The organism is Klebsiella sp. 141240 (assembly GCF_050600805.1).
Taxonomy (GTDB): Bacteria; Pseudomonadota; Gammaproteobacteria; order Enterobacterales; family Enterobacteriaceae; genus Klebsiella; species Klebsiella aerogenes.
Genome location: NZ_JAQIRK010000059.1, coordinates 1 through 632 on the forward strand (window position 1 = coordinate 1; position 632 = coordinate 632).

General features: G+C 44.1%; 1 protein-coding gene. It reads left to right on the top strand.

The genetic code is table 11. The features are described 5' to 3' along the window. Window positions 1-121: 121 nt before the first annotated feature. Window positions 122-556 (top strand): IS200/IS605 family transposase, encoded by a 435-nt coding sequence (gene tnpA, locus PGQ95_RS26305; protein ID WP_061379590.1) that lies wholly within the window; start codon window positions 122-124, stop codon window positions 554-556. Window positions 557-632 lie beyond the last annotated feature (76 nt).

Consider the following 632-nt stretch of genomic DNA (forward strand, 5'->3'; position numbering starts at 1 on the left):
TTGTCATCCCTAAACCACCTCCTAGGGAGGTGGTGATTGATCCTGTAAGGCTATAGCCTGAAGAATGCCCATGCCGGAATATCTCTGCTTACTCACCACAAGTAAAAGGAGACAAACCGACATGGGGCTTTACAGGAGTTCATCACATGTATATTGGCGTTGCAAATACCACATAGTCTGGACGCCAAAGTACCGCTTCAGGATCCTGAAAGATAAGTTGGGTAAGGAACTTTACAGGACAATCTACATTCTCTGTGGAATAAAAGATTGTGAGGTTCTGGAGCTAAATATTCAGCCAGATCATGTACATCTTGTAGTAATCGTCCCACCTAAAATCTCGATATCAACTCTGATGGGGCATCTGAAAGGCCGCAGTGCTATCAGGCTCTACAATCGTTTTCCACATATACGAAAAAAGCTATGGGGTAACCACTTTTGGTCACGTGGATACTTTGTAGATACAGTCGGTGTGAACGAGGAAATTATCAGACGATATGTGCGGCATCAGGAGAAAACGGAACAAACGCATGAACAGCAGATGGAATTGTTAGAGTAGTAAGCGAGAAGTAACAATAGCCCCCCTTACAGGGGGCATTCTCAAAAGCCACCTTCTAAGAAGGTGGTCTTTTACT

What these genes read in the sequence shown, in the direction of transcription:
- tnpA (WP_061379590.1), top strand. Translation starts at nt 122, where the DNA reads ATGGGGCTTTACAGGAGTTCATCACATGTATATTGGCGTTGCAAATAC.